Genomic DNA, 26,059 nt, shown 5'->3' with positions numbered 1-26,059 from the left:
AACCAGCGGTGTGGGTGATCAGCGCAGCAGCGCGCGGCTCATGACGACGCGCTGGATCTGGTTGGTGCCCTCGTAGATCTGAGTGATCTTGGCGTCGCGCATCATTCGCTCGACCGGGAAGTCGCGGGTGTAGCCGGCGCCGCCGAACAGCTGGACGGCGTCGGTGGTGACCTCCATCGCGACGTCGGAGGCGAAGCACTTCGACGCCGAGGAGATGAACCCCAGGTTCTTCTCGCCGCGCTCGGCGCGGGCGGCCGAGGTGTAGACCATCAGGCGGGCGGCCTCGACCTTCATCGCCATGTCGGCGATCATGAACTCCACACCCTGGAACGAGCTGATCGGCTTGCCGAACTGCTTGCGGTCCTTGACATATGCGATCGCCTGGTCGAGTGCGCCCTGCGCGATTCCGACGGCTTGCGCGCCGATGGTCGGGCGGGTGTGATCGAGGGTCTGCAGGGCGGTCTTGAAGCCGGTGCCCTCGTCGCCGATGATGCGGTCGAGCGGGATCGTGCAGTCCTCGAAGTACAGTTCCGCGGTCGGCGAACCCTTGATGCCGAGCTTCTTCTCCAGCGGTCCGACGGTGAAGCCGGGATCGTCCTTGTGAACCATGAAGGCGGAGATGCCGTTGGCCTTCTTCTCCGGGTCGGTCACGGCCATGACGGTGTACCAGGACGACTTGCCGCCGTTGGTGATCCAGCACTTCGTGCCGTTGAGCACCCAGTTGTTGCCGTCCTTGCGGGCGCGGGTCTTCATGCCCGCGGCATCGGAGCCGGCCTCGCGTTCACTCAGGGCATACGACGCCATCGCCTCGCCGGACGCGATGCCGGGCAGCACCTGCTGCTTGAGGTCGTCGGAGCCGTTGAGGATCAGGCCCATGGTGCCGAGCTTGTTGACGGCGGGGATGAGCGAGGACGACGCGTCGACACGGGCGACCTCTTCGATGACGATGCACGCCGCGATCGAGTCGCCGCCCTGACCGCCGAACTCCTCGGGTACGTGGATCGCGTTGAACCCCGATGCGACGAGGGCGTCGAGGGCCTCCTGGGGGAACCGGGAGTTCTCGTCGACGTCGGCGGCGTGGGGCTCGATCTCCTTCTCCGAGAGCGCCCGGATCGCCTCACGCAGGGCGATGTGCTCTTCCGGGAGTTCGAAGACGTTGAAGTCGGGATTTCCGTAACCCATGACAACTCCTCACGGCACCTGGAGTGCCTGTTCGTTCCCGGCACGCGTGTACCGGCAGATGTTGATCCCCAGTGCAGCACGGCACTGAGTGCCATGTCAACCGCGCGGGACCTCTCCCACGCCGATTGTCCCCGAATCCGCGGCGGTTGTCCCGCGGCCGTTCGCGGGGCTCAGCCCTCCCCCAGCTCCTCGGCCACGCGACGTGCGACTTCCGCCGGCGAGGTCCCCGTCGGATAGGTCACGACGGTGACCTGTCTGCCCGGTGTCGCCCGCCGGTTCGACGCCTCCCCGGCCCGTTCGGCACCGAGTGCCACAGCTACCCGTTCGAGCTCCACGCGCAGGCGTTCCGGCGTGGCCTCGGCATCGCCGCGGATCATCTGCCGGAGCAGGAAGTTGTGGGTACCCGTGACCGCGGCGACGTAGGCGACGACGTGAACCGGCGACTCGTCGGGCAGCCGGGTGCGCAGGAACTCCTCGAACGCCCCCTGGTAGCGATAGGTGGTCACCAGTTCCCGGTCTCGCAGTGCCGGCACCTCCTGCACCACCTGCGCCCGGCGCACCGCGAGTTCCCGATCGCGGACGAAGTGGCCGAAGACCAGTTCCGCGGCGGCACAGACGGCCAGCCACGGGTCATCGCGGTCGGCGGCGAGCCGAGCGCCGACCTGGGCGAGCAACGACTCGTGGTCGGCGAAGATCACGTCTTCCTTGGACCCGAACTGCCGGAAGAACGTGCGGCGGGACATGCCGGCCGCCGCCGCGAGTTGCTCGACGGTCGTCGACTCGTACCCGTGCTCACTGAACAGACGGATCGACTCGGCGACGACCCGCGTGCGGAACGCGGCCGGATCGGAGTCCGCGGCTGACATGGGTCAAGTATCACCACACCGCGGGCGACGTGGCCGTCGGACCGGCCCCGAGGAGGATGTTCGGCGCCGACCCGTCCACCGGATGGTGTTCCTTACTCGTCAGTAGCGAGCGCCACAAAAGCTAGGTCCGACGCCGATCCACTACGTACGGTGGAGCCATGGCAACCCCCACTTCGGCGAGTCCCGACGAACAGGCCCCTGCTGCGAAGACCCCTTCGACGACGAGTCCGACACCCATCGCCACCGAGCCGACCGTCGACGATCCGGTGACGCCGGCGTCGGTGTCCGCCGACGACGAGCTGTCCGCGGACGAGCGGGCCCTGCTGGTCGACAATCTGCGGTTCGTCCTCGACGGCCGCTGGCGCACGACGAGGGAGACGGTGCGCGAGAACTCGAATCGCGCGGACCTGCTGCCGGACCCGTCCCGGACACTCGACGAAGCCCGTGCGCACACCCTCGAGGTGATGCGCGAGCTCGCCTCTCAGGGCTTCGCCGCCGCCGGGTTCGCCGAAGACCACGGCGGCAGCGGTGACATCGGGGCGTCGATCACCGCCATCGAGATGCTCGGCTACGCGGACCTGTCGCTCATGGTGAAGGCAGGCGTGCAGTGGGGCCTCTTCGGTGGCGCCGTCGAGAACCTCGGCACCGCAAGGCATCACGAGAAGTACGTGCCCGGGATCATCGATCTGAGCGTTCTCGGTTGCTTCGCGATGACCGAGACCGGCCACGGCTCGAACGTCCAGGCCATCGAGACCACGGCCACCTACGACCGCGATGCCCGCGAGTTCGTGATCAACTCCCCCACCCCGTCGTCCCGCAAGGACTACATCGGCGGCGCCGCCGCACACGCCCGCTACGCCGCCGTGTTCGCGCAGCTCGTCACCGGCGGACCCGACGAGGAGGCCGAAGGGCGTGGGGTGCACTGCTTCGTGGTGCCCATCCGCGACGAGGACGGCAACGACCTGCCCGGTGTCACCACCAGTGACTGCGGATACAAGGGCGGACTCGCCGGCGTCGACAACGGCCGGATCATGTTCGACAACGTCCGGGTCCCCGCGGAGAACCTGCTGAACCGCTACGCCGACGTCGCCGCGGACGGCAGCTACAGCTCCCCCATCGAGAACACCAACCGCCGGTTCTTCACGATGCTCGGCACCCTGATCCGCGGCCGCGTGAGTGTGGCCGCGACTGCCGGTGCCGCCGGCCGCAAGGCGTTGGCCCTGGCCACCCGCTACGGCCTGATCCGCAAGCAGTTCGAGGCACCCGACGCCACCGACGAGATCACGGTGATGGACTACCTGGGCCATCAACGAAAGCTGCTGCCGCTCATCGCCAAGTCGTATGCGATCGGGTTCGCGCAGAACGAGATCGTCGCCGAACTCCACGAGGTGCAGTCGGTCGCCCCCGACGATTCCGACGCCGGACGTCAGCGCCAGCTCGAGGGACAGGCCGCCGGCCTGAAGGCCTACGCCACCTGGCACGCCTCCCACGCCATCAACGTCAGCCGCGAAGCCTGCGGCGGCGCAGGCTATCTCGACGAGAACCAGCTGTCGATCATGCGTGGCGACATCGACGTCTTCACCACCTTCGAGGGCGACAACACGATCATGACGCAGCTGATCGCCAAAGAGTTGCTGTCGGCGTATTCCGAAGACGTGCAGGGACTCTCGGCCGGCGGCTGGGTGCGATTCATCGCCGGCATGGCACGTGACGTGGTGGCCGAGAAGACCGCGGTCCGGCAGGTCGTGCAGACCCTGCTCGACGGCTCCGACGAGGACACCGAGAAGTCGGCCCTCACCGACCGCAGCACGCAGATCCGGCTGTTCCGCAATCGCGAGGATCACCTCGTCCGCACGTGTGCGCAACGTCTGCGCCGCGCACTCGACGACGACAACGACGCCTTCGAGGTGTTCAACAACGCGCAGGACCACCTGCTGAAGGTGGGACACGCACACATCGAGCGTGTCGTGCTCGAGGCCTTCGTCGAGGCGATCGAGAACTGCGATTCCCGTTCGGCGGCAGACCTTCTGGGCAAGGTGTGCGACCTGTTCGTCTATTCGGCGCTGGAGGACGACCTGTCCTGGTTCCTGATGCACCGGCACATCTCGGTGGAGCGCGCCAAGGCGATCCGCCGCGGCGTGAACGAGCTCTGCCTGGAGCTGCGCCCGCACGCACGGTCGCTGGTCGACGCGTTCGGCGTCCCCGAGGAGCTGCTGCGCGCACCCATGCTGCAGAACGGCTGACGCCTGCTCCACAGACCATCGCGGCCACCGTCGAGGAGACGGTGGCCGCGTTGCGTTCCGGGGCGGGTTTGAGCGTCGGGAGAGCGGGCATACTGCCGCCGACGCCGCTGCCGAGGCCCCGCTGCGGCGTGTGCCCGCCTCCCGATCCGGAAGGGGACTCATGTGAGTGCTCTGCCCGACCTCGTCACGACCCCGTTCCGCTGGCTCGCCGCCCTGCGGCACGCGCGGGTGTTCCACCCCGACGGTCTGCTGTGCGGGGGTCACGCCGCACTGTCCGCGGATCACCCACTGCCCTTCCGGAGCGGCCCGGTGTCGGTCCGGGTGTCGAAAGGGATCGGCACGCCCGGCGGACTACCGGACATCGTCGGAGTGGCCATCCGGTTCCCGGCGAGCGACCCCGGCACGGTGGGCAGCGGTGGCGTCTCGCCGTCGACGAACGCGACCGGCGCCTGGGACCTCCTGCTGGCGGGCCCGGCCCCGCTGGCCGGCCGGGTGCCCCTGCCGCTCCCGACGACGCACTGGGCCACCGCGGTGTCGAGCCTGACGCCCTACCGATACGACGGAGAGCTGTACTGGATCCGGGCCCGCATCCTCGAGCCGTCGGACTCCTCCGGGGTGTCGATCGAGGACCTGGCCGCTCGTCTGCGCCGGAACCAGCCGATCGTCATCGTCCTGGAAGCGGGTGCCCGACGGTTCGTGCCCGTGGTCCGGATCGAACTCGACCACGTCCTCACCGGACTCGACGTCGACTTCGACCCGATCCTGCACCGGCCCGAAGGCGTCGAGTTCGCGCCGTCGTGGCTGGGCGATCTACGACGCCGCGCCTACCGCGACAGCCGGGCGGGCCGTCACTCGGTCACGTCCTGATCCCCGGGGTCCCGGCCCGTGGTCGGGGTGCCCCTGGGCGGCAGACCCAGCCGGACCGCCTCGTGCGCCTGCGTGAGTTCGCTGCGCAACCGTTCGACGTCCCGGGCCCATGCCTGGGCGAGTGTCCCCGAGGTCAGCTTCACGCCGATACCCTTGCGGCGCCTGGGTACTCCGTGCAGCTCACCGAGCGCGGACGAACTCTCCCAGTCCTCCGGGGTGTGACCGTGGTTGGGCGGGAAGATCTTCTCGATGTCGGCGAGCGGGGTCGTGACGGCGCCCTGCCGGAGGGTGGTCTCGGTGAGTTCGACGCTGACATGGCGACGCGCCGCGGACACCTGCACGACCGAGAAACCGAGGAGGAGCACGAAGAAGATCGCCAGCACCGGCCAGTGCACCTGACCGGGTCCGGCGATCTCCAGGGCCAGGACAGCACCGACCAGGATCGGACCGATGACGACGACCCACCAACTGCCCCCGGATTCGGCGAACAAGATCTCCCCCGCCGGTTCCACGGGGTCCGCCACATCGGGTTCCGGGGCGTCGGGTTCGACTACTTCCGGGTCCGCAACGTCGGAGTCCGCGACTTCGGAGTCCGGGGCGTCGGGTTCCGGGGGGTCGGGCTGGGAGGCGGGCGGATCGGAGGTCACGTGTTCTTCTTGCGGGACCGGCGGGCCGGAGCGTCCGGCTCCTTGCCGGTGTACCAGGTCTCGGCGGGCGGCCGGTAGGCCAGCAACGACCCGAACAGACCGACGATCGCAGCGAGCAGGGGAAATGCGAAGAACTGGATCCCCAGGCTCAGGAACAGCAGCATGGCCACGACGACCAGGGTCAGCGCCGCCAGCGACGAGCGCCACCGCACATCGCCGGTGTAGGCCTTGCTGCCCAGCAGGATGTATGCGACACCCACGACGACGACCATCGCACCCAGCACTCCGGAGGTGACGGTCCCGGTGTCGGCGACCGCGGACACGACGATCACCAGCGCGCCGAGCGCTATCAGCAGCGCGCCCGAGGCCAGCCAGCACCGGTAGGCCCAGACGACGAGTTTCGGACGCAACGCCGGATCGGGACTTGTCACTGGTTCTTCGGTCCTTCGTTCTGGTTCTCGGACCCCGAGTTCTCGGGGCGCAGGTTCTCGGGGCGCGGCTTCTCGAGATGGACGGGCTCCGAGTGGGGCTTCTCGGGATGAGGGCCGACGCGCTCATCCCGATGTTCGCTGTCACCATACGGCGTGTTCTCGCCGTATGGGTTCGGGTCATACGGACTGCGGTCGTACGGGTTCTGGCCATACGGATTCTGTCCGTATGGGTTCTGTCCGTAAGGATTCTGCTCGTACGGGTTCTGGCTGTAAGGATTCTGGCCGTACGGATTCTGGCCATACGGATTCTGGCCATACGGATACGGCGGCGTCGGGGGGTGGATCGGTTGTGGCTTGCGCGCCTGCGCCATGGCCCGGCAGTACGTCTCGGAGTCGCCGCGCATCAGCAGCACTGTCGCGCCGAGCGCCGCAACGCCGCTGATCACCTGCGGGATCATCGCCCAGACCGGCGAGGTGTCGCCGAACAGCGAGAACAGCAGGCTGACCACGACGTAGACGCCCATCGCCGACAGGACCACGCGCGCCCAGTTGTAACCCTTCCGGGTGAACCAGACGACCAGTGCGGTGATAGCGGTCAGGAACAGCGAGGTCACGACCAGCACGCCGATCACGAAGCCCGACGACGTCATGAAGTCGACCTGCTCGGGCGGGACCCCCTCTTGCGGTGCCGCGCGCACCTGATCGCGGATCATGTCGACGAACGTGCCCGTCTGCGCGAACAGCGCCACGATCTGCCCGACGATCACCACCACCCACAGTTCGACGGCGATGGAGACGGAGTCGGGAATCTTCGGTCGCGACGACGCGCCGGGGTCGGACTCGGGCGCGGGGCCGTACGGTTCGGGCATGGGACCAGCCTAGTGAATCGGGATCGCCACCAGCGCCCCGCGAGCGGTCACGACAGGCGCTGGGCCACCTCGGCCGCCCAGTAGGTCAGGACGATCGACGCACCGGCCCGCCGGATCGAGGTCAGCGACTCCAGGATCGCGGCGTCGCGGTCGATCCAGCCGCGTTCGGCGGCGGCGGAGATCATCGAGTACTCGCCGCTGATCTGGTACGCCGCGACCGGGACGTCGCTCATGTCGGCGACGTCGCGCACGATGTCGAGGTAGCTCATCGCGGGCTTCACCATCACGATGTCGGCGCCCTCCTCGAGGTCCAGGCGGACCTCGCGCAGCGCCTCGACCCGGTTGGCCGCATCCTGCTGGTACGTTCGCCGGTCCCCTTGCAACGACGAGCCGACCGCTTCCCGGAACGGGCCGTAGAAGGCCGAGGCGTACTTCGCGGCGTAGGCCAGGATCCCGGTGTCGGTGAAGCCCTCCGCGTCGAGAGCGGCCCGGATGGTGGCGACCTGACCGTCCATCATCCCGCTCGGCCCGAGGAGATGCGCACCTGCCCGCGCCTGGGCCAGGGACATCGAGACATAGCGCTCGAGGGTCTCGTCGTTGTCGACGCGACCACGGTCGTCGACGACGCCGCAGTGCCCGTGATCGGTGAACTCGTCGAGGCATGTGTCGGCCATCAGCACCGTGGCATCCCCGAGATCGTCGGCGAGGGTGCGCAGGGCCCGATTGAGGATCCCGTCCTCGGCGTCGGCCCCGGAACCGGTGGCGTCCTTGTCCTCCGGACGCGGCACGCCGAACAGCATCAGTCCGCCGACGCCGGCCGCGACCGCCTCGGCCGCGGCACCGCGTAGCGACTCCATCGTGTGCTGTACGACGCCCGGCATCGACGAGATCGGCACCGGCTCGGCGATGCCGTCGGCGACGAACATCGGCAGCACCAGATGTCGCGGCTCGAGCGAGGTCTCGGCGACCAGCCGGCGCATCGCCGGGGTGGTACGCAACCGCCGGGGCCGGATCACGGGTGGCATGTCGTCTCCTTCGTCTCACGGGCCCTTCGAGGCTCGTCGCTATCGCTCCTCACACCCTTCGAGGCTCGTCGCTGCGCTCCTCGCACCTCAGGGCGGCGCCTCAGGGAGCAGGAGCAGCTCAGGAACGCGAGCGGCGAGACTTCTTGCGCGGGGGCGGAAGTGCGCCCTCGGCCCGGAGGCGGGCAGCGTGCTCGGCGAGCGCGTCGACGAGCTCGATCACCGAGGCGTTCTCCGGCTGCACATCCACCCGGAGTCCGAATTCGGTTGCGGTCTCGGCAGTCTTGGGTCCGATGCACGCGACGATGGTGCGCGCGTGCGGCTTTCCGGCGATGCCGACGAGGTTGCGGACCGTCGAGCTGGAGGTGAAGCAGACCGCGTCGAAGCCGCCGGTCTTGATCATCTCGCGGGTCTCGGCGGGCGGCGGGGCCGCGCGCACGGTGCGGTAGGCGGTGACGTCGTCGATCTCCCAGCCGCGGTCGCGCAGTCCCTCGGACAGGGTCTCGGTGGCGATGTCCGCGCGCGGCAACAGGATTCGGTTGACCGGGTCGAAGACGTCGTCGTAGGGCGGGAATTCCTCGAGCAGGCCCAGCGAGCTCTGCTCACCCGACGGCACGAGTTCGGGGTTGATGCCGAAGGACCGCACCTTCTCCGCGGTGGCCTCACCGACGCACGCGATCTTGACGCCGGAGAACGCGCGGGCGTCGAGTCCGAACTCGGCGAACTTCTCCCAGACCGCGCGGACGGCGTTGGTGGAGGTGAACACGACCCACTGGTAGCGCCCGTCGACGAGTCCCTTGACGGCGCGTTCCATCTGCGCGGGACTCCGAGGCGGCTCGACCGCGATGGTCGGCACCTCCTTGGGCATGGCGCCGTGGCTGACGAGCCGCTCGCTCATGTCGCCGGCCTGGTCCTTGGTACGCGGCACCAGGACGGTCCAGCCGTACAGGGCACGCGACTCCCACCACGAGAGCTTTCCGCGCGCACCCACGACCTTGCCGACCGTGACGATCAGCGGGCCGGTGAGCGCGTTGCCCTGCTCGTTGAGCGTGGCGAGGGTGGCCTCGATGGTGCGCTGCGCGCAGGTGGTGCCGTTGATGGTGATCGCGGCCGGGGTCTGGGGCGCCATCCCGTGCTCGGTGAGGGCGCTCGCGGTCTCGGCGAGGTGACCCGAAGTCGCGTGCAGCACCAGCGGGCCCGGCGCGGCGGCCAGGGCGGCCCAGTCGACCTCGCCGCGCACGTCGGCCTCGGTGTGGGTGGAGCCGAGCGGCATACCGGCATAGCTCGGCACGACGGAGGCCGCGGGCAGACCCGGCAGGACCTCGAAGGTGACCGAGGTGCGGGCGACGGCGTTGACCTCGGCCAGGACCGAGTCGGTGGTGAGCGGGTCCCCGGAGACCACGCGCACGACGTCGTCGCCGTTGCGTGCCGCCGCGACGAGGGTCTTGGCGACCTCGGCCGGGTCGCCGAGCGCCGGCCGGACCACCGACTCCTCGTCGGCCTGGCCGGCATCACCCTCGACGGCCTGGGGTTCGTCGGGCGGGGAGGCGGGCGTCGACGTGGCGTCGTCGGCGGGTTTCTCGGCCTTCTTGGCGGATCGGCGAGTGTCGACGTCGGGTTCGTCGCGATGCGCACTACCGATCAGCGACACCACCGGCGCGGGCACATCGGGGTCGATGTAGGCCGTGGTCGCGTTGGTGATCACGGTGCGCGCCCGCACGGTGAGCAGGTCTGGGTCCCCTGGACCCGACCCCACGAACAGGATCCGTCCGGGATTTGCCTTCTTCGTACGGCTCATGGGTTCGCACTCTCCTGCCCTCTCGGCGAGGGCTGCAGTTCGTTCTCTGCTAGGGAGAGTTGACGAGGTCGCCCGCTCCCAGCTCCAGCAGTTCGGCGGCGAGATCCTTGCCCAGTTGAACGGCACGATCGACCGGGCCCACCACCGAAGCGCGGATCACGTCCGACCCGTCCTCGGCCGCCACCGCCGCTCGCAGCGACAGTTCGGCGAAGATGCGCCCGTCCTCGTCGATCGACTCGACCACCTCGGCGATCGCGCCGACCGGTGCGGTACATCCGGCTTCGAGAGCCGCGAGTACCGCCCGTTCGGCATCAATTGCCGCGCGGGTGGACTTGTCGTCCAACTCGGCGAGAATTCTCACCAGTTCGGCATCGTCGGAGCGGCACTCCACAGCGAGTGCACCCTGCGCCGGAGCCGGCAGCATGACCACCGGTTCGAGCGCTTCGGAGACCACTTCGGTCCGTCCGATCCGCACGAGTCCGGCGCGGGCGACCACGACTGCGTCGAGTTCGCCGCTGGCGACTTTGCCCAACCGAGAATCAAGGTTGCCTCGTAGGGGGCGGATTTCCAAACCGAGACCCAATGCTTTAAGCTGCGCGGCCCGTCGCGGGGCGGAGGTGCCGATGACCGAGCCGGGCGGGAGCTCGCCGAGCACCAGTCCGTCACGGGCGACCAGCGCGTCCCGGGGATCGACGCGCGTCGGGACGGCCGCGATCGTGAGGTCGTCCTCGGGGGCGGTCGGGAGATCCTTGTAGGAGTGCACCGCGACGTCGACCTCGTTGTTCCGGAGGGCCACGCGGATGGCGGTGGTGAACACCCCGACACCGATCTCGGCCACCGGCGCCGCCGAGGCGTCACCGGCGGTCTTGATGATGACCAGCTCGGCCGGGTGTCCGGCGGCGGTCAACGCATCGGCGATGGTCTGCGACTGGGTCGTGGCCAGCAGCGAACCCCGCGTTCCGATCCGAATCGGCGCGGGAGAGGTTGCGCTCATCGGTCACCCAGCTCGCCGGCCGCGTCGCCCGCGGGCAGGCCACCGAGATGGTCGGGGGCCGAAACCGCTTCCGCGGCACCGGGCTTGAGTTCGAAGAGCTCGCGCAGCGCCTCGGCATAGTGGTCCCCGTTGGGGGTCGAGGCCAGCTGCTTGACGCGCACGGTCGGCGCATGCAGGAGCTTGTCGACGACGCGGCGGACGGTCTTGGCGACCTCGTCGCGCTGTGCGCCCTCGAGGTCCGGGAGACGGGTCTCGAGCCGGAGGATCTCGGCCTCGACGACGTCGGCGGCGCGCTGACGCAGGGCGGCGACCGTCGGGGTGACCTCGGCCTGACGCTGATGTGTGAGGTAGTCGGCGAGCTCGGCGGCGACGATCGAACGGGCCGCGAGGGTGTCGTTCTCGGCGGCCTGGGTCTCGGAGTCGCCGCGCAGTCCCTCGATGTCGACGATGTGCACGCCGGGCAGTCGTGCGGCGGCCGGGTCGACGTTGCGCGGCAACCCGAGGTCGCAGATGACCAGCGGAGCCGCGTCACCGGCACGGGATGCGAGCGCCGAGTGCACCGAACCGACACCGACGACCGCACCGATCGCGCCCGTACATGTGACGACGACGTCGGCCGCGGCCATCGCAGCCGGCAGGTCGTCGAGCCCGACGCCCCGGACGCTGATGCCGTGGTTGGCGGCGATGTTGCCGGCGAGGTGATCCGCCTTCTCGACGGTCCGGTTCACGACGACCATCTCGGTCACGCCCTCGCGGGCCAGTTGCGCGGTGGCCAGGCCCCCCATCGCGCCGGCGCCGACGACGACCGCACGACGCAGGCGATGGGCACCGGTCGCGGGATCGGTGAGCAGCGACTTGGCGCGGTGGAGCGCGACGGAGACCACCGAGGCACCCGCCCGGTCGATCCCGGTCTCGGTGTGCACACGCTTGCCGACGCGCAGCGCCTGCTGGGCCAGCTCGTGCAGGACACGTCCGGCGGAGTCGTTGGCGTCGGCGCTGAGGTAGGCGTTGCGGATCTGGCCGAGGATCTGCTGCTCGCCGACGACGAGCGAATCGAGGCCTGCCGCGACGGTGAAGAGATGCTCGACGGCGGCCTCGGAGTACCGGACGTAGGCGTGACGGGTCATCTCGTTGACGGTCATTCCCGAGTGGTCACCGAGGACCGCGCCGACCGCCTCGAGCGCCGGGTGGAAGGCGTCGACGACGGCGTAGATCTCCACCCGGTTGCAGGTGGACACGAGCATGGCCTCGGAGATCGCCCGCGAGGAGAGCAGTTCGTCGATCAGTTTGGGCCGGTCGTGGTCGGAGACCGCCAACCGCTCGAGCACCTCGACCGGAGCACTGCGGTGCGATACCCCGAACAACAGAACACTCACGCTGTCACCGTTTCTTCACCCATTGCGTTTCCCTGGTGCCTGCGAGCCGGCTTCGTTCCGCGCGGCTCCTTGACGTCGTCGCGCGACCCGCGAGCGGCCTGGAAAGCCAACACCTGTAGTTCCAAGGCTAGATCAACTTGTCTGACGACAACATCCGACTCCGCCGGAAGCGACACCGGCGTGACGTTGAGCACCTGCCGAACCCCTGCGGCCACGAAGGCGTCGAAGGCGTTCCGGGCGTCGTCGTCGGCCGTGGCGATCACCGCGATCTCGACCGTCGGGACCGCCCGTTCGCAGACGTCCGCGATGTCGGTCAGCGGCGCCACCCGGGGGCCGCCGGCCTCCAGGACCGTGCCGGTCAGGGCCGGATCGGCGTCGAACATCGCAACGACCCGGAACCCTCGCCCGAAGCCGGCGTGCGACAGCAGTGCGCGTCCCAGCGAGCCGGCGCCGGCGAGCGCGACGGTGTGGATGCTGTCGGTGTGCAGGGTCATCGAGATCCGGGCGGTCAGCCTGCCCACGTCGTAGCCGACCCCCCGCACGCCGTTGGCGCCGACATACGAGAGGTCCTTGCGCAGGATCGCGGGGTTGACACCGGCCGCCGTCGCCAGTTCGCCGCTGGACGCCACCAGGACGCCCCGGCGGCTGAACGAGCGCAGCACGTGCAGATAGGTCGCCAGCCGGGCGACCGTCGGTCCGGGGATGTCGGCGGCCGGGATGTCTGGGGCGGGGACGACAGACGCGGGAGGGTCGGCGTCAGCCGACTTCGCACGCTCCGCGCCCACTCTCACTCCCACACGCTCGTCGGCGTCGACCAGACACCGAGACCCGACTCTTCCAACGGACAGAAGGATATAACTCGCCTGTGAATCTGTTCACACGGCCCCCCGGGGCCCGCGGTGCTGTGTTAGACGACGCCCCGACGGGCTGAGCAGCTCAGCGCCGGCCGGTGAGATCGGCCCGCAGGCGCGGTTCGTCGACCTCCCAGTAGCTGTGTTCGTCGCCGTCGAGCAGGACCACGGGAAGCCGGTCGCCGAACTCGGCGCGCAGGTCGGCACGTCCCTCGTCGGCCGCCCGGTCGACATCGACCTCGCTGAATCCGACACCCAGCTCGGCGCAGATCCGGGTCAGGTCGGACCGGGCCGCCGCACAGGCCTGGCACCCGGCGCGGGTCAACAGTTCCACCGTCATGGCAACCATCTTCCCAACGTCGCGATGGTGGGATCGCCCCGGGTGACTAGGCTGTAGCCGGCAAGCAGTGCTGGCGCTACGCGTGGGAGGTGGGCAGTGGGCGAGATCCCGGGCCCGGAAGACCGGCAGGACGACCAGACGCCCGAGGACGCCACGATCCTCCCCCCGAATCCCATGCAGGGCGACGGCCCGACCGGTGACGACTGGGAGGCCCACGCCGCACGGGTGGAGTTCACCGACGACTTCGACGAGGACGCCGAACTCCACGAGCTCGTGGACGACGAGACCAACCGCGTCACCAACTGGATCTCCCAGCGCGCGACCGCCGCCACGGGCCGCTTCCGCCAGACCGCGCACGAACTCCGCCAGACCCTCGCCGGCGAGGCGAGCGCGAAGGCCGCCGTCGACTCGCTGCGGTCACGCGAGACGGCCGACATCCCGGGCGAACCCCGGCGCGACCTCACCGCCGCCGCCTTCTTCGACGTCGACAACACCCTGGTGCAGGGTGCGTCGATCGTGCACTTCGCGCGCGGCCTGGCCGCCCGGAAGTACTTCACCTACGGCGACATCATGGATTTCGCGTGGACCCAGGCGAAGTTCCGGATCACCGGCAAGGAGAACGCGCGCGACGTCGCGGAGGGCCGGGAGAAGGCGTTGTCGTTCATCGCGGGCAAGCCGACCGCCGAACTCGTCGAACTCGGCGAGGAGATCTTCGACGACTACATCGCCGACAAGATCTGGCCGGGCACCCGGGCCCTGGCCCAGCGTCACCTCGACGCCGGGCAGCAGGTGTGGCTCGTGACCGCGACACCGGTCGAACTCGCACAGACGATCGCCGACCGACTGGGCCTCACCGGCGCGCTGGGCACCGTCGCCGAGAGCGTCGACGGGGTCTTCACCGGACGGCTCGTCGGTGACATCCTGCACGGGCCCGGTAAGGCCCATGCCGTGCGCGCACTCGCGATCCGGGAGGGGCTCAACCTCAAGCGGTGTACGGCGTACTCGGACTCGCACAACGACGTGCCGATGCTGTCACTGGTCGGCCGCGCGGTGGCGATCAACCCCGACACCGACCTGCGCGACGTCGCCAAGGTCCGCGGGTGGGAGATGTACGACTTCCGCACGGCGCGAAAGGCCGCCAAGTACGGGGCCGGGACCGCGATCGTGCTCGGCGCCGCGGGCGGAGGCGCCGCGGCGGCCGCCCGGTTCCTCCGGCAGCGCTGATCCCCCGACGTCGGATCACCCTGTGCTGAACGGCTTTTCGTAACAACTATGTGGTCGTGGCGCGCATGGTCGCCACGGATTCGTCAGTCGCGGCGCAACTCGTCGACGGGAACGCCGGGCACCCGCGCCACGACGTCGAGCAGGGAATGCGCGCACAGATCGGCGATCTGATCGCGGTCGAGTTCACGATTGCGCACCCAGTGCCGGATGAGTTCCTGGGTGTAGGCGAGCCAGGCGCCGACGACCGCCCGGAACAGTTCGGCGGTCTCGGCGGACAGCGGCGTGGCGAACTCGTGCCGGAACTGATCGACGATGAGATCTCGTAACCGGGCCCGGTCGGCCTCGTCGCGGTCGGCGATCCGCGGATCGGCCGCCCCGACTCCCAAAACGATCGAATCCGCCGCATGGGGGTGTTTCGCGTACTGGTCCAGGTAGCCGAGGACCGCGGTACGGATCCTGCGAAACGGTGTTGCGCCGGCGTCGATCTCGACCACCGTCCGCGCGATCATCCGGTCCGACAGCGCGTCGACGACGGCCACGAACAACGACCGCTTGTCGGGGAAGTAGCGGTACATGAGCGCGCGGGAGACCCCGGCCTCCGCGGCGACATCGTCCATCCGGACCTCGTCGTAGGGAGCCTCGCCGAACAGCCGCTCACCCGCGGCGACGAGCTCGGAGCGACGGGCCTCCGGAGTGAGGCGTCGGCGTACCGCACCCTCAGCCTTGCTTGACACGTGTTGAATAGTAGCCCACCATCACTAGTACACAGACGTCTACTAACGGGGATCCGATGTCACTGCCGCACCCACCACGTCGACTGCCACTGTTCGGCGACCTCCTCGCCCTCGACATCCGGACGCCGATGGAGTCGCTGGTCGACACCGCGTCCCGGATCGGACCACTGTTCGAGACGACGACCATGGGCGCCACCTACGTCATCGCCGCCGGGGCCGATGCCGTCGCCGAAGTCAACGACGAACGCCGTTTCGCCAAGCACCTCGGGCCCGAGCTGCTGGGCCTCCGGCCGGCGGTCGGGAACGGGCTCTTCACCGCGGACAACGACGACCCGGCGTGGATGGACGCCCATCAGCTCCTCATGCCGGCGTTCAGCCAGCAGGCGATGCGCCGCCACCATCTGGTGATGTCGGAGGTCGTCGGCGAACTACTCGATCACTGGGACCGGCAGGCCGGCCGGCCGGTGGACGTCACGGCGGACATGACCCGCACCGCGCTCGAGACGATCGGACGAGCCACCGCCGGTCACGGCTTCGGCGGATTCGGCGGTCACCGTGGCGGCGACACCGACCCGTTCATCCGCCACATGGTCGGCGCACTCCGCGGCAGCTACTACGAGTCCTTCATCCGACGGTCCTGGCTGCCCGCATGGACCGCGGACCTGGCCCGGCGGCGCGTCCGCCACCACGGCGACCGGATGGCGCGGATCGTCGACGACATCGTGGCGACCCGGCGTCGAACGGCGCAGTGGCCCGACGACCTGCTGTCCCTCATGCTCACGACGAGGACCGACGGCACGCCGATCCTCGACGAGGACAACATCAGGTACCAGATGATCACCTTCCTCATCGCCGGCCACGAGACGACCTCCGGCGCCATGTCTTTCGCGCTACACCACCTGTCCACCCGACCCGATCTCGTCGAGGCGGCACGGGACGAGATCGACCGGGTGTGGGGCGAGGACACGTCACCGGACTACGAACAGGTCGCGAAGTTGCGCCTCGTCCGACGGATCGTCGACGAAACGCTGCGGCTGCATCCGACGGTGCCCGGCTACTTTCGCGTCGCTCGTGCCGACACCACGATCGCCGGTGGTCACCCGGTGCGGGCGGGCGACTGGTTCCTGGTACTCGTGGGCGGACTGCACCGAGACCCGCGGTGGGGCGACGACCCCGACGTGCTCGACCCCGATCGCTTTCTCCCCGAACGCGTCCGGGCACGTCCCGCGCATCTGTACAAACCCTTCGGAACCGGTCTGCGGTCGTGCATCGGACGCCAGTTCGCCCTCCACGAGGCGGTTCTCGTCCTCGCCTCGTTACTCCGGCGCTACGACCTGACCCCGACTCCCGGCTACCGCCTCCGGACCACCGAGCGCCTCACGTCGATGCCCCGGGACCTGCGACTGACCCCGGTCGGGCGACCGACGGGCCCCGGAACCCGCGCCGACCGCGAAAGCCGCTCTACGGCAACAGCTTCTACAGCGTCGCCACCTCGCTCATGGGATCGATGAGGACCTTCGCGTGGTGTTCGGCGCCACCGAGGGCGTCGAACGCCGCCCCGACACCGTCGAGACCGACCGTCGCGGTGATCAGCGGTGCGACGTCGACCTTGCCGTCCGCGATCATGTGCAGGGTGTCGTGGAACTCGGCGGGATCGTAGGCGAACACGAAGCGCAGTTCGTGCTCCTTGTTCAGCGCCATGGCCGGCCGGAACGTGTCGGGTTCCATGCACACCCCGACCACGACGACGCGTGACCGGAAGGGCGCCTCGGTCACCACGTACTCGATCATCCCCGGGGTGCCCACGCACTCGAAGACGACCGGACCCTTCGGCGTCGCCCCCAGACGGTCGGCCATCCGGAACAGAGATGACCACGGCGCCAACGGAATCCGGCGAAGGGTTCGCATCGCGTCGAAGGCCGCGCCGAGCAGGTCCTGGGCCCGGGTGATGTACTGACCGGCCTCGGCGCACCGCTCGAAGGGTGAGGTCACCGCCGGGTCGACGACGATGTCGGCACCCACCCGGTGCGCGAGCGCGCGACGGCCGGCCGACGGGTCGCTCGCGATGACCGTCCGGACCCCGTCCGCCTTCAGCATGGCGACCACCGCGAGCCCGATCGGCCCACATCCGATCACGACCGCGACGTCGCGACGTCCGACCTCCCCTCGCCGGACCGCGTGGTGGGCGACGGCCATCGGTTCGGTGAGGGCGGCATGCTCGGCCGACAGACCGTCCGGGACCTCGAAGGTCATGTCCTCCGACACCAGCACGAACTGGGCGTACCCGCCGGGTGCGGACTCCGACAGACCGGTCAGATGTGCCTGGGCGCCATGTCGGATCATCGGCACGGCCACCACGGGCGTGCCGGGCACCCAACGCTTACGGCATCCGGGCCCATAGGAGACCACCTCGCCGGCGAACTCGTGTCCCATGACCACCGACTGCCCGGACCGCATGAACGCGTCGTAGCCGACCTCTGCGGACACCTCCGCCGAGGCGTCACAGTGGACGCGGGCATGCAGATCCGATCCGCAGATCCCGGCGCGCAGCACCCGCAACAACACCTGCCCGTCACCGGGCTCGGGGGTGGGGATCTCCTGGACCGTCAGCTCGCCGTTCCGGCACACCACTGCACGCATGCATCATGGGTATCAGCTGACAGGCCGGTGCGGGCGCCGAACGCGTGCCGTTCGGTGCCCCGAGGGCGGCGGGCGTCAGCCGAAGTACACACTCCCGCGCCGGCTGAGCATCCGGAACAGGGTCTGCTGGATCTCTTCGCGCACGTGATCGGTGAGGTCGAAGACCACCATCGGGTCGTCGGCGGACGCCTCGTCGTAGGACCCGGTCTCGATGGGCCGGCCGAAGTGGATGTGCCACTTCGACGGCAACGGCACCATGCCCAGCGGGCCGAGCCATGGGAACAGCGGGGTGACCGGGAAGTACGGCAGGCCGAGAATCTTGGCGAGCGGCTTGAGGTCGGCGAGCATCGGGTAGATCTCCTCGGAACCGACGATCGACACCGGGATGATCGGCGCGGCATTGCGCAGCGCGGTGGTCACGAACCCGCCGCGGCCGAACCGCTGGAGCTTGTAGCGGTCCTTGTACAGCTTGCCGATGCCCTTGTAGCCCTCGGGCCAGACCGCGGTCAGCTCGCCGGCCCGCAGAAGCCGGTCGGCGTCGGAGTTGCACGCCAGCGTCGCCCCGATCCGGCGGGCCACCTCGCTGATGCCCGGGGTGTCGAAGGCCATGTCGGCGGCCAGCACGCGCAGATACCGGCCCTCGGGGTGGTTGTCGCGCACGGCCAGCGAGGTGATGACCGCATCGACGGGGATGGTGCCCGCGTGGTTGGCGACCAGGAGTGCCCCGCCCTCGCGCGGCAGGTTCTCGATACCGGTGACCTCGACGCGGAACCACTTCTCGTAGACCTGGCGGATGGCCGGGAACCACACCGACTCGGTGAAGTGGGGGTCGAAGCCGAACTCGTCGACCTCGTACTCCCCCGCCATCCGTTCGCGGATGAACCCGGCGGTCGAGGTGAGGGTGTCGGCGACCGCGCCACGCAGTCCGCCCAGGCTGAACAGTGGACTCGACCTCGTCGGGCCGCGGTGTTCGACACCCAGTGCCTCGTCGGGAAGCGTGATCTCGTCGCTGATCGGGGTGACCTGCGCCGGCGCTCGTCCGAACCCATCGGTGTTGGGATGACCGAGCATCGACTCACGTTGCGCTGCTGCGGTTTTCGACAGTTCGTGACCGACCTGCTGACTCGGGTGGCGTCGGCGACCGGAATCCCGGACACCACGGGCGTCGGGGCCCGACGGCGACGTGTAGAGCTGAATGACTTTCGCGGTACGTGCATCTGTCGCTCCGCCACGTGCCAAAATGCTCACCCCTAGTTGTTTCCTGGGTACGGGATCCGGGCCGGGCCGGGGCCCGGATCTACGTCGATGTCGGCGCTCGAGCCGCCGCGGAGAACGATTCGCCGCACGCGTGCGCCGGATGCGATGTGGGTCTGACGTCCAAGTCTAGAGGTTGCACTCACGTTGCGCATGCTCACGACGACTTCGTCACGATCGTGACCCGAAATTTCACTGCAGCTGGTGGGCCGCCGCGACGACCCGCTGTTCGAACAGTTTCCACGAGTCGGACCCGATCACCGGCGTCACACCGCTGCGCTCGATGAAGTCGTCCAGCGTCTCGAGCGTCGTGTACCGCGGGACGAAGCCGAGTTCGGTCCGCATCCGCGTCGTGTCGAGCACCCGGCCATAGGTGAGGAACTCCGTCTGCGACGACCTCAGCTTCGCCGACCGCAAGTCCTGGAACACGCCCGCGATCGGAGCCAGGAGACTGCTCGGAACTGGCAGTTCGACGTGTCCGACGCGTCGGATCGCCTGCGTCAGGGTGACCACGCCCTCGCCGGAGATGTTGAACGTGCCGACCTTCCCGGCGAGGGTGACATGCTCCATCGCCGCCAGGGCGTCCTCTTCGTGCAGGAACTGCAACCGCGGCTGGAATCCGATCACCGTCGGCACGACCGGCAGCGAGAGGTAGGAACTCATCCGGGTGGTGATCCGCGGACCCAGCATCGCCTGCGGGCGGAGGATGGTGATGTCGATGTCCTGACGCCGGCGGCCCAACCCCCGCACATAACCCTCGACGTCGAGTAGATCTCGACCGTATCCGCGCTTCGGCTCGCGGGGAGCGCGCGTCTCCTCGGAGAAGTGCGACGGGTCGCGGCTGCTGGCTCCGTAGACCATCGCGGTGGAACGCAGGACGAGCCGCTTGACCGACGGCGTGCGCTGACAGGCCGCGCACACCTGCATAGCCCCGACGAGGTTGAACTCCTTGATCGCCGCCGAGTGCGGGGCGGTGTCGGCGATCGAGGTCGCCGCGTGGACGACCGTGTCCACGTTGTAGGCGGCGAGCGCCTTGGCGATGGTGGGGCGCCGGATGTCGAGACGCAGGAACTCCGCACGTCCCATCCGACGCAGGAGGTCCTTGCGCGGCACCCGCGAATCGACCGCGAGGACCTTCTCGATGTCGGGGTTGGCCGCGAGGCGCGCCACGAGGTAACCCCCGAGGAATGTCGATGCCCCCGTGACCAGGACCACCCTGGGCGGGGCGGAGGTGGGTTCGGCCATGTCCCGAGGCTATCGCCAGCCGAACGATTCGGCCCGACGAGCCGCCCTCGGAACGACAAAAGGACCCGCCGAAGCGGGTCCCGATGCCGAAGAAAGGCCTATTTGCCGAGTTTGCGACGCTGCACCCGGGTCCTGCGCAGCAGCTTGCGGTGCTTCTTCTTCGACATGCGCTTGCGGCGCTTCTTGATCACTGAACCCATCGGGGCGCTTCCTCACGATTGACACTGATGTACTTGTTCGGCCCTGGTCTGCACTTCAGCCGGGAACGGCGCCGGGAGCGAAGCGACGAGCGGCGGTGACAAAGGGCTCACCGGCGCATCCAGGTACGCGACCACCGAGCCTACCGGGCGGCACACCGGATCGGGAAATCGCGGTCGTCGACGATGCCGTTCCGGGGCCGCGGCGACACCCGTTCGCACGCCCGGGACAGCCACCGTCGAAGCAGAAGACCTCCGTGGCCGGCACGGGGCCGGTCACGGAGGTCTTCCGATGAAACTGCTGTTCAGGCGTCCAGCGTGCGCCGGATCAGCCGGCGTCGAAGTACGACGTCTCCAGATAGTCGTGGACCGCTTTCGCGTGCACACGGAACGAGCGTCCGACCCGAACCGCGGGCAGTTCGCCGTTGTGGACGAGACGGTAGACGGTCATCTTCGAAACGCGCATCAACGATGCAACCTCGGCGACGGTGAGAAACTGCGACGCCGAAGCCGCGTTGCTCACTGCGCCTGTCCTGTCACCAGGAGTGTCTGCAGGTGCCATGAATCACTCATACCTCCGGTGCACGCGTCGCGGCCGCAGGCTTCCCCTCCTGCGGACATCAGACACGCACGTGCTTAAAGAAGCTTAGCGTGGCAGATGTGAAAAAAGCGACGTGAGAGACCGGTATTTCTGAGATTCCTGTGACTCGACCCCAACATGCTGGGGTTTGTCGGCCCGTCGACCACAATTCATGGGGTGTCGGTGACGGCGTGTCCCTGTGCCAAACCCTCGACTTCCACTCGACGTCCACCGCGGGCGCTGGCCGCCGCGCAGGCACGAGTCGCCTGGTACACGGCGTGCCGCAGGCCGTTGGCCTCGAACTCGCGGATGGCCTCGGCGGTGGTGCCGCCCGGCGAGGTGACGGCCGCGCGCAGATCGACCGGGGACAACCCCGAATCGCTGAGCAGGATGCCCGCACCGCGGATGGTCTGCACCGCCATCTCCGAGGCCTGGGGGCGGGTGAGCCCGAGCCCGACGCCGGCATCGATCATCGCCTCGGCGAGCAGGAAGACATAGGCCGGTCCCGAACCGGACACCGCGGTGACCGCGTCCATCTGCTTCTCCGGCACGACCGTGACGCGGCCGACCGTCTGCAGGATCTTGACCACGGCCTGCAGCTGCTCGTCACCGACGTACCGACCGGCCGAGACCGCCGACATCGCCTCGTTCACGAGCATCGGCGTGTTGGGCATGACCCGGATGACCGGGGAACCGGCCTGCAGGGCGCTCTCGTATCGCGACAGGGGCAGACCGGCCACGAGCGTGACGGTCACCCGCTCGGATTCCGCGTTGTCCTCCGCCGAGGCCAGAATCCGCAGGATCGAATCGACGTCGTCGGGCTTGATCGCCAGGAACACGTACTGCGCCGACTCGGCCGCGCTCTTGACGTCGGTGACCAGTACGCCGTACTCATCGGCGATCTCGGCGGCGCGGCTCTCCTGCCGCTCGGCGACGACGAGGTCCTTGGTCGGGGTGCCTGCACCGATCAAACCGGCAAGCAGTGCCTCACCGATCTTGCCTCCGCCGATGATGGCGATGCGTTCGGACACGGATGTCTACCTTCCTGAGGGGATGAGGGCGAGCTGGCGGGACTGTGCGACGACTGTCCCGGTCGAGTCCACCACGAGATGGTCCTCCTCGAACATCCCGGGGCCGACCTCCGAACTCGTCGCGGCGAAGCGCAGCCAGCCGGGCGCGGGGTGCCGGCGGACATAGGTCGTCAGCTGCACGGTGGGTGCCCACCCGAACAGCGCCAGATTCATCACGACGGGCGGCGAGATGTCGCCGACCAGGACCGTGAAGTACTCGTCGGGCTCGACGCCCTTCGGCCGGATCCACCCGCGGACCAGCGGCTCGCCGGTCTCGCCGCGGACCACGGGGAACGTCTCCGAGTCGAGGACCAGATCGATGGCGGGGCCCAGGTGATTGACCTCGGCGATCGGCGAACCGTCGAGTGGGATACCCGTCGGCGACGGCTCCACGGGCAGTGTGTCGAGGACCGTGGGGCCGGAGTGGTGCGGCCGGCCGCTGTCGGGCCGGGCCATCGTCACCGACGACGACACGACGGTGCGGCCCAGCTGCACAGCGTCGACCGACAGGACCGTGACCGTGCGCCCGCGTTTGCGCACGCCGACCACCAGATCGATGTCCGCGGCGTCGGGGGCGGTGAGGTAGTCACTGGAGATCGCCACCGGAATCATCGCGGCAGCCGACTCGGCGAGCCGATCGCCGTCCGGGGTCAGCGCGCTCAGCGCGGTCCGGGCCGCCTTCGCGACGACCATCTGCAGCGTGCCGCCGTGCACCTTGGGACCGATGGTGAACGTCGCGTCGATGTGCGCCCGCAGGGTGAGCGAGTCCGGACCGCTCCGGTCCACCTCGGTCAGCTCCTGCACCTCGGTGATCTTGCTGGTCATCGTCCCGCCTTCGTCGACCCGGCTCGTCCCCCGAGGAGTCAGCTGCTGAACTGGCCGAGGGGCTCGGGGTGCAGCTCCCGTTTGAGGTGCCGCCGCGCAAAATCTAGCGAACGGGCCAGCAGCGCGCTGCGTTCGGGTTTGGTGCGCGCGCTACCCGTCGTGACCTCGAGCACAACCGCCCCGGCGAAGTCGCTCGCCGCGATCCGTCGGCACACCTCCGCGCAGGGCTGGGCCCCGTCGCCGGGGATGAGGTGCTCGTCGGTGGCCGCCCCGTGCCCGTCGGCCAGATGCAGGTGGTTGAGCCGCGACCCCATCCGGTCGAGAAGCGCGAGGGCGTCGACGCCGGCGGTCGCGGTGTGCGAGAGATCGAGGGTGTAGTTCGCGTAGCCGTCGTCGGTCGGGTCGATGGACTTGCCGAACGCCGACGCCGCCAGACCGGGCCCGCCGCCGCGCTTGGCGAGACGCCGGACCGACGGCTCGCCCGCCCCGAACAAGCGGTCGGCGCGCATCGGGAACATGTTCTCCACCGCGACCGCGATGCCGCTGTCGGCTTCGAGCTCGTCGACCAGGTCGTCGAAGGCCGCGACGTAGCCCCGCTGCCAACGGAACGGCGGATGCACGACAACGGTCGACGCACCCAGGTCCTCGGCCGCCTCCACCGCACGGGCGAGTTTCACGACCGGGTCACGTCCCCAGACGCGCTGGGTGATGAGCAGACACGGCGCGTGGATGGACAGCACCGGCACCTGGTAGTGCTCCGAGAGATGTTCGACGCGCCGGATGTCCTGGCTGAGGGGATCCCCCCACACCATGAGTTCCACGCCGTCGAAACCCAGTTCGGCGGCGTAGGCGAAGGCCGCCTCGGTGTTCTGCGGATACACCGAGGCCGTCGAGAGTCCGATCGGGATCTCGGCCGCTGGTGAGGTTCGGCCCGTCTCCGACTCTGACGGGTTCATCGGTTCGGGCCGGCTCACGCGGCCAACAACACCAGCGGCCCGATGGTGACCAGGAGACCCACACCGAGCGCGAGCAGCGTCGTCGGCAGATCCTTGGTGCGTCGGACCACGTGGGAGAGCGTCACGATCCCGAAGATGACGAGGACGGCGAGTACCAGCGCGAAGTACGGATTCCACCGCCAGAGTTCGGTGAAGCCCCAGAACAGGCCGACGCCGACCGCGAGACCCGCGAGCGCCTGCCCGAACAGCACCAGCCATGCCTTCACCGGCGACTGCTCGGCGTCATCCTCTGCCGTATCGGCGGCGTCGGCCTCGCCGGCGGTCGCCGGGCCGGCGGCGGACGGGATGTCCTCGCGTCCGGCCTCGACGCCCGCACCGGTCGGATGACCGGCTTCGGCGTCGGGCGTCTCGTCGATGTCCGTCGTGTCGTGCAGGGCATCGAGCTCGCCCGGCTCCCCCGGTTCGGCGGCATCCTCGGGTTCGTCGTCCTTCGTGAGGTCGACCCGGCCGGCGTCGTCGGGGTGGGACTCGACCGGCTCGATGGCCTCGGTCGGGTGGTCGTCGCTCCGGGAGACGACGGTCCGGTCGTCGTCCGTCTGGCGGTCGTCCGTCTGGCGGTCCTGGGTCCGGTGGGCGTCGGTCAGGTCGTCAGACGTCTGGTGGTCGTCGTCGGCCGGGCGGTCCTCGGTCGGGTGGATCTCGGGGTGCGCGGCGGCGATCGCGGCCGTCGTCCCGCCCGCCGTCGCGGCGGCTGCCGCGGTCGCGGCCCAGCCGGACGTCGTCTCGTCGTCGGCGTGGCCGTCGTGGTCCCGCCCGTCGAACCCGGGCGCGTCGACCGGTCGCTCGTCCTGGGCCCGATCGCGCTTCTTGCCGCCGAAGAGTTTCCGGGCCAGTCCGGCGACGCCCGCTGCCTTGGGCTTCTTCGCCGAACCGGCGGGACGGGCCGCGGTCCCGGACCGGCCTCTGCCGGCTCCGTGTTCCGCGCCTTCCACGTCGGCGAAGTTGCGATAGGCGTCGAAGTCCATGACCTCCGAGAACCCGCCGTCGCCCCGCTCGCGGGGACCGCCGGGGCCCGCATCGACCTCGGTCAGGTCGTAGGTGACCACGTCGTCGGAGTCGACGACGGACAGATCCTGGCCGTTCTCGCCGACGACCGGGATGATGCCGGTGACCGCGTTCGCCGACTCTTGGTCGACGGGGGCGGTGTCGCGCGGCGGGTTCTGACCGAGGCGACGGGCCACCGCCTCCGAGCTGAAGTCGCGGGTCGACATCGGCGGGACGGGCCCCTGGCCGTAGCCGGGCATCCCGCTGGCGGTGCGGCCGCCGGGCCACCCCTGTTGCCGGTCGGCACGCGGGCGGTCGACGACGGGGTGGTCCTCGGCCGGGCGCCGCGGAATCGGGTTCCCCGACCTCGGGAACGGTCCGGCGGTCGTGTCCGGGCGTCCCCGGGAAGCCGTGTCCCGCTCCGGAGGCGTCGCCTGCTCCGGACGCGCGGTCCCTGCGGACGGCGCCGCCGGTTCGGACCGGGCCGGGGTTTCGGACCGGGCCGGGGTTTCGGACCGGGCCGGGGTTTCGGACCGGGCCGGACTCTCGGACCGGGCGGAAGTCTCGGACGGCGCCGGGGTCTCGGCCGGTGCCGCCGAGTCGCCCTCGGCGTCGGAGACCTTCGGGATCTCGCCGGTCAGCTCCGACACCGAGAACGAACCGCTACGACCGGCGCGCCTACGTCCCCGTCCGTCTCGCGATCGAGCCGGTGCGTCGCCCTCCGAACCCTGTGACCGGGCAAGTAGCTCCGACACCGAGATGGGTCGAGATTCGGGCTCCGAATCCTTCGGCATGAAGTGGTTC

Annotated in this window: 25 protein-coding genes; 4 read left to right on the top strand and 21 right to left on the bottom strand. The window is 69.4% G+C overall.

The annotated features are described in order from the left end of the window. Nucleotides 1-18 precede the first annotated feature (18 nt). Both AC3B6C_RS12530 and AC3B6C_RS12525 read right to left on the bottom strand, forming a co-directional pair. Nucleotides 19-1,182, bottom strand: coding sequence for an acyl-CoA dehydrogenase (locus AC3B6C_RS12530; protein ID WP_010842024.1), 1,164 nt, complete (start codon nucleotides 1,180-1,182; stop codon nucleotides 19-21). A 170-nt stretch (nucleotides 1,183-1,352) separates the two neighbouring features. After that, nucleotides 1,353-2,048, bottom strand: coding sequence for a TetR family transcriptional regulator (locus AC3B6C_RS12525; RefSeq protein WP_488372970.1), 696 nt, complete (start codon nucleotides 2,046-2,048; stop codon nucleotides 1,353-1,355). A 158-nt stretch (nucleotides 2,049-2,206) separates the two neighbouring features. Between AC3B6C_RS12525 and AC3B6C_RS12520 the strand changes: the two genes are divergently transcribed. Beyond that, nucleotides 2,207-4,291 carry an acyl-CoA dehydrogenase family protein gene (locus tag AC3B6C_RS12520; RefSeq protein ID WP_488372969.1) on the top strand — a complete coding sequence of 695 codons (2,085 nt, stop codon included), beginning with the start codon at nucleotides 2,207-2,209 and terminating at the stop codon, nucleotides 4,289-4,291. Between the two features lie 162 nt (nucleotides 4,292-4,453). Next, a complete protein-coding gene (locus tag AC3B6C_RS12515; protein ID WP_488372968.1) occupies nucleotides 4,454-5,158 on the top strand; it encodes a hypothetical protein in 705 nt (234 codons plus the stop codon). Here the strand turns inward: AC3B6C_RS12515 and AC3B6C_RS12510 are convergent. From AC3B6C_RS12510 to AC3B6C_RS12470, 9 genes are all read right to left on the bottom strand, one after another. Then, complete coding sequence (locus tag AC3B6C_RS12510; protein ID WP_488372967.1) at nucleotides 5,140-5,805, bottom strand: DUF3093 domain-containing protein; 666 nt, start codon at nucleotides 5,803-5,805, stop codon at nucleotides 5,140-5,142. The two genes, AC3B6C_RS12515 and AC3B6C_RS12510, sit on opposite strands and share 19 nt — an antisense overlap. Then, the gene (locus AC3B6C_RS12505) at nucleotides 5,802-6,236 is read right to left on the bottom strand and encodes a hypothetical protein (protein WP_010842029.1); all 435 of its coding nucleotides are present in this window, start codon (nucleotides 6,234-6,236) and stop codon (nucleotides 5,802-5,804) included. Before AC3B6C_RS12505 ends, AC3B6C_RS12510 begins: the two co-directional genes overlap by 4 nt. Next, nucleotides 6,233-7,105 (bottom strand): hypothetical protein, encoded by an 873-nt coding sequence (locus AC3B6C_RS12500; protein WP_488372966.1) that lies wholly within the window; start codon nucleotides 7,103-7,105, stop codon nucleotides 6,233-6,235. The genes AC3B6C_RS12505 and AC3B6C_RS12500 overlap by 4 nt, the downstream gene beginning before the upstream one ends. 47 nt (nucleotides 7,106-7,152) lie before the next feature. Beyond that, entirely contained in the window at nucleotides 7,153-8,130 is a 978-nt protein-coding gene (gene hemB / locus AC3B6C_RS12495; protein ID WP_014925546.1) for a porphobilinogen synthase, read from the bottom strand. Between the two features lie 118 nt (nucleotides 8,131-8,248). Continuing rightward, nucleotides 8,249-9,925, bottom strand: coding sequence for a bifunctional uroporphyrinogen-III C-methyltransferase/uroporphyrinogen-III synthase (locus AC3B6C_RS12490; protein WP_010842032.1), 1,677 nt, complete (start codon nucleotides 9,923-9,925; stop codon nucleotides 8,249-8,251). Nucleotides 9,926-9,974: 49 nt separating this feature from the next. Then, nucleotides 9,975-10,919, bottom strand: a complete 945-nt coding sequence (gene hemC / locus AC3B6C_RS12485) for a hydroxymethylbilane synthase (RefSeq protein ID WP_010842033.1) — start codon at nucleotides 10,917-10,919, stop codon at nucleotides 9,975-9,977. Then, complete coding sequence (locus tag AC3B6C_RS12480) at nucleotides 10,916-12,295, bottom strand: glutamyl-tRNA reductase (RefSeq protein ID WP_488372965.1); 1,380 nt, start codon at nucleotides 12,293-12,295, stop codon at nucleotides 10,916-10,918. Before AC3B6C_RS12480 ends, hemC begins: the two co-directional genes overlap by 4 nt. Further along, nucleotides 12,292-13,080: a redox-sensing transcriptional repressor Rex gene (locus AC3B6C_RS12475; protein WP_488372964.1), complete on the bottom strand. Its 789-nt coding sequence runs from the start codon at nucleotides 13,078-13,080 to the stop codon at nucleotides 12,292-12,294. The genes AC3B6C_RS12480 and AC3B6C_RS12475 overlap by 4 nt, the downstream gene beginning before the upstream one ends. 151 nt (nucleotides 13,081-13,231) lie before the next feature. Then, complete coding sequence (locus tag AC3B6C_RS12470; RefSeq protein ID WP_010842036.1) at nucleotides 13,232-13,486, bottom strand: glutaredoxin family protein; 255 nt, start codon at nucleotides 13,484-13,486, stop codon at nucleotides 13,232-13,234. Between the two features lie 96 nt (nucleotides 13,487-13,582). Between AC3B6C_RS12470 and AC3B6C_RS12465 the strand changes: the two genes are divergently transcribed. Further along, the gene (locus tag AC3B6C_RS12465; protein WP_010842037.1) at nucleotides 13,583-14,710 is read left to right on the top strand and encodes an HAD family hydrolase; all 1,128 of its coding nucleotides are present in this window, start codon (nucleotides 13,583-13,585) and stop codon (nucleotides 14,708-14,710) included. An 83-nt stretch (nucleotides 14,711-14,793) separates the two neighbouring features. Here AC3B6C_RS12465 and AC3B6C_RS12460 read toward each other — a convergent pair whose 3' ends face one another. Further along, nucleotides 14,794-15,444, bottom strand: a complete 651-nt coding sequence (locus tag AC3B6C_RS12460; protein ID WP_488372963.1) for a TetR/AcrR family transcriptional regulator — start codon at nucleotides 15,442-15,444, stop codon at nucleotides 14,794-14,796. Between the two features lie 56 nt (nucleotides 15,445-15,500). Here AC3B6C_RS12460 and AC3B6C_RS12455 point away from each other — a divergent pair, with 56 nt between their 5' ends. Beyond that, on the top strand, nucleotides 15,501-16,955 hold the full coding sequence (locus AC3B6C_RS12455; protein ID WP_488372962.1) for a cytochrome P450: 1,455 nt from the start codon (nucleotides 15,501-15,503) through the stop codon (nucleotides 16,953-16,955). Here the strand turns inward: AC3B6C_RS12455 and AC3B6C_RS12450 are convergent. The 9 genes from AC3B6C_RS12450 to AC3B6C_RS12410 form a co-directional block, all read right to left on the bottom strand. Then, entirely contained in the window at nucleotides 16,921-18,084 is a 1,164-nt protein-coding gene (locus tag AC3B6C_RS12450) for a zinc-binding dehydrogenase (protein WP_488372961.1), read from the bottom strand. The genes AC3B6C_RS12455 and AC3B6C_RS12450 overlap by 35 nt on opposite strands. A 75-nt stretch (nucleotides 18,085-18,159) precedes the next feature. Further along, nucleotides 18,160-19,332 (bottom strand): lysophospholipid acyltransferase family protein, encoded by a 1,173-nt coding sequence (locus tag AC3B6C_RS12445; protein ID WP_193748571.1) that lies wholly within the window; start codon nucleotides 19,330-19,332, stop codon nucleotides 18,160-18,162. Nucleotides 19,333-19,530: 198 nt separating this feature from the next. Beyond that, nucleotides 19,531-20,583, bottom strand: coding sequence for an NAD-dependent epimerase/dehydratase family protein (locus AC3B6C_RS12440; RefSeq protein ID WP_010842041.1), 1,053 nt, complete (start codon nucleotides 20,581-20,583; stop codon nucleotides 19,531-19,533). A 98-nt stretch (nucleotides 20,584-20,681) separates the two neighbouring features. Then, nucleotides 20,682-20,783 (bottom strand): 30S ribosomal protein bS22, encoded by a 102-nt coding sequence (locus AC3B6C_RS12435; RefSeq protein WP_003402602.1) that lies wholly within the window; start codon nucleotides 20,781-20,783, stop codon nucleotides 20,682-20,684. Nucleotides 20,784-21,108: 325 nt separating this feature from the next. After that, entirely contained in the window at nucleotides 21,109-21,342 is a 234-nt protein-coding gene (locus AC3B6C_RS12430) for a helix-turn-helix domain-containing protein (protein WP_004019963.1), read from the bottom strand. Nucleotides 21,343-21,530: 188 nt separating this feature from the next. Next, the gene (gene proC / locus AC3B6C_RS12425) at nucleotides 21,531-22,391 is read right to left on the bottom strand and encodes a pyrroline-5-carboxylate reductase (RefSeq protein ID WP_010842043.1); all 861 of its coding nucleotides are present in this window, start codon (nucleotides 22,389-22,391) and stop codon (nucleotides 21,531-21,533) included. A 6-nt stretch (nucleotides 22,392-22,397) separates the two neighbouring features. Continuing rightward, nucleotides 22,398-23,255, bottom strand: a complete 858-nt coding sequence (locus AC3B6C_RS12420) for a thioesterase family protein (protein ID WP_010842044.1) — start codon at nucleotides 23,253-23,255, stop codon at nucleotides 22,398-22,400. 38 nt (nucleotides 23,256-23,293) lie between these two features. Further along, nucleotides 23,294-24,211: a sugar phosphate isomerase/epimerase family protein gene (locus tag AC3B6C_RS12415; RefSeq protein WP_488358764.1), complete on the bottom strand. Its 918-nt coding sequence runs from the start codon at nucleotides 24,209-24,211 to the stop codon at nucleotides 23,294-23,296. 14 nt (nucleotides 24,212-24,225) lie between these two features. Beyond that, nucleotides 24,226-26,049, bottom strand: coding sequence for a GtrA domain-containing protein (locus AC3B6C_RS12410; protein WP_488372960.1), 1,824 nt, complete (start codon nucleotides 26,047-26,049; stop codon nucleotides 24,226-24,228). Nucleotides 26,050-26,059: the final 10 nt, after the last annotated feature.

This window comes from Gordonia sp. 11cp (assembly GCF_057767225.1).
The sequence above is the reverse complement of the archived record's forward strand: the minus strand, read 5'-3'. Positions and strand labels throughout refer to the sequence as shown.

What these genes read in the sequence shown, in the direction of transcription:
- AC3B6C_RS12450 (WP_488372961.1), bottom strand. Translation starts at nt 18,084, where the DNA reads ATGCGTGCAGTGGTGTGCCGGAACGGCGAGCTGACGGTCCAGGAGATC.
- AC3B6C_RS12410 (WP_488372960.1), bottom strand. Translation starts at nt 26,049, where the DNA reads ATGCCGAAGGATTCGGAGCCCGAATCTCGACCCATCTCGGTGTCGGAG.
- hemC (WP_010842033.1), bottom strand. Translation starts at nt 10,919, where the DNA reads ATGAGCGCAACCTCTCCCGCGCCGATTCGGATCGGAACGCGGGGTTCG.
- AC3B6C_RS12520 (WP_488372969.1), top strand. Translation starts at nt 2,207, where the DNA reads ATGGCAACCCCCACTTCGGCGAGTCCCGACGAACAGGCCCCTGCTGCG.
- AC3B6C_RS12455 (WP_488372962.1), top strand. Translation starts at nt 15,501, where the DNA reads ATGTCACTGCCGCACCCACCACGTCGACTGCCACTGTTCGGCGACCTC.
- AC3B6C_RS12500 (WP_488372966.1), bottom strand. Translation starts at nt 7,105, where the DNA reads ATGCCCGAACCGTACGGCCCCGCGCCCGAGTCCGACCCCGGCGCGTCG.
- AC3B6C_RS12435 (WP_003402602.1), bottom strand. Translation starts at nt 20,783, where the DNA reads ATGGGTTCAGTGATCAAGAAGCGCCGCAAGCGCATGTCGAAGAAGAAG.
- AC3B6C_RS12440 (WP_010842041.1), bottom strand. Translation starts at nt 20,583, where the DNA reads ATGGCCGAACCCACCTCCGCCCCGCCCAGGGTGGTCCTGGTCACGGGG.
- hemB (WP_014925546.1), bottom strand. Translation starts at nt 8,130, where the DNA reads ATGCCACCCGTGATCCGGCCCCGGCGGTTGCGTACCACCCCGGCGATG.
- AC3B6C_RS12530 (WP_010842024.1), bottom strand. Translation starts at nt 1,182, where the DNA reads ATGGGTTACGGAAATCCCGACTTCAACGTCTTCGAACTCCCGGAAGAG.
- AC3B6C_RS12420 (WP_010842044.1), bottom strand. Translation starts at nt 23,255, where the DNA reads ATGACCAGCAAGATCACCGAGGTGCAGGAGCTGACCGAGGTGGACCGG.
- AC3B6C_RS12525 (WP_488372970.1), bottom strand. Translation starts at nt 2,048, where the DNA reads ATGTCAGCCGCGGACTCCGATCCGGCCGCGTTCCGCACGCGGGTCGTC.
- AC3B6C_RS12490 (WP_010842032.1), bottom strand. Translation starts at nt 9,925, where the DNA reads ATGAGCCGTACGAAGAAGGCAAATCCCGGACGGATCCTGTTCGTGGGG.
- AC3B6C_RS12415 (WP_488358764.1), bottom strand. Translation starts at nt 24,211, where the DNA reads ATGAACCCGTCAGAGTCGGAGACGGGCCGAACCTCACCAGCGGCCGAG.
- AC3B6C_RS12430 (WP_004019963.1), bottom strand. Translation starts at nt 21,342, where the DNA reads ATGGCACCTGCAGACACTCCTGGTGACAGGACAGGCGCAGTGAGCAAC.
- AC3B6C_RS12470 (WP_010842036.1), bottom strand. Translation starts at nt 13,486, where the DNA reads ATGACGGTGGAACTGTTGACCCGCGCCGGGTGCCAGGCCTGTGCGGCG.